Annotated in this window: 1 protein-coding gene; it reads right to left on the bottom strand. The window is 78.3% G+C overall.

Annotated elements, in window-relative coordinates:
- The coding region (locus tag EAD98_RS00335; protein WP_121652119.1) for an acyltransferase family protein at nt 1-1,087 on the bottom strand (1,087 nt) is incomplete at its 3' end.
- Nucleotides 1,088-1,251 lie beyond the last annotated feature (164 nt).

The following is a 1,251-nucleotide window of genomic DNA, read 5'->3' as shown; positions in this document are numbered from 1 at the left end:
CCCCTCCACCGCCCGGCTGTCGCGACCCCGTCCGGTGGCCCGCCCGCGTCAGTGTGACCAGCACCGCGGCCAACAGCGGCAGCCAGCAGCACCGGGCCAGCACCCAGTCCGGACCGTCCGGTGCGGTGTGCAGCCCCGGCAGCGCCACCCCACCCCGGGCGACGAGCGCGGTCACCGCGACCAGAACCGGCTGGTGCCACAGGTAGATCCGCACCGCGTTGCGGTTCACCTCGGTCACCGCCCGGCCCGGCAACGGGCGGACCAGCAGCCGTTCCAGCGCCGGCCGGGCGAGCAGCCCCACCCCGACCTGGGTGACCGCCAGCGCCACCGCCAGCAGCGACGGCGGGTTCAGGTTGGACACCCCCGCCCCGGGCACCCCGACCGCGCTGACCGGATAGCCCAGCGCCAGCAGCGCGGCCAGCGCGGCGGCGCCGCCGCCGGCCAGCGCGCCCGCCACCCTCCGGCCGGCCAACCGCCCCTCCGCGTGCGCCAGGCCGAGCAGGTACGGCACCGCCCAGGCCGCCAGCACGGTGACCGGCGGCAGGCCGGTGTCGGTCGGCAGCAGGCGGACCGCCAGGTCGGCCGCCGCCACCACGGCCACCGCCGGTGCGACGCAGCGGACCACCCCCCAGCGTGCGACGGCGGCACGCAGCGGACCGGTTGACGCGACGAGGAGCAGCAGCGGCAGCAGGAACCACAGCGGACTGACCGCGAGCCGCAGCGCGACGGCGAGCGTGTCGTCCGGGATCCCGGCGACGGTGGCGGCGAGCAGCATGGCGGCGCCCGCACCGAGCAGCGCCAGAGCGGGCAGCAGCAGCCGGCGCAGCCGACGGGCCAGCCAACCGCCCGGCTCGCCCCTGCGGCGCGCCAGCGACCGGGCCGAGCCGAACCCGGCGGTGAAGAAGAACAACCCGAGCGTCTGCAACACCCACGTCACCGGCGCCAGATCAGGCAGCGCGGTCAGCGGGCTGGCCTGGCGCAGCCCGCCGTCGGAGGCCAGCACGAGGCCGGTGACCAGCCAGTGCCCGAGCACCACCCCGCCGATGGCGTACGCCCGCAGCGCGTCGACCGCGCGGTCGCGGCTCACCGGGCGCTCCCGGCCCGCTCGACGTCGGCGCCGCCCAGCACGACCGCCGCCACCGCGACCAACGTGGCGCTGCCCGCCACCAGGTAGCCGTCGTGCCCGGCCACCCCACCCACTGGCAGCGGCCGGGCGCCGAACGCCGGGTCGCCGGGACGGCGGCCGTACCC

This window comes from Micromonospora sp. CV4, assembly GCF_003667455.1.
In the GTDB taxonomy this organism is placed as follows: domain Bacteria; phylum Actinomycetota; class Actinomycetes; order Mycobacteriales; family Micromonosporaceae; genus Micromonospora.
Note: the sequence above shows the minus strand (reverse complement) of the source record. Positions and strands in the feature narration are given on the sequence as shown.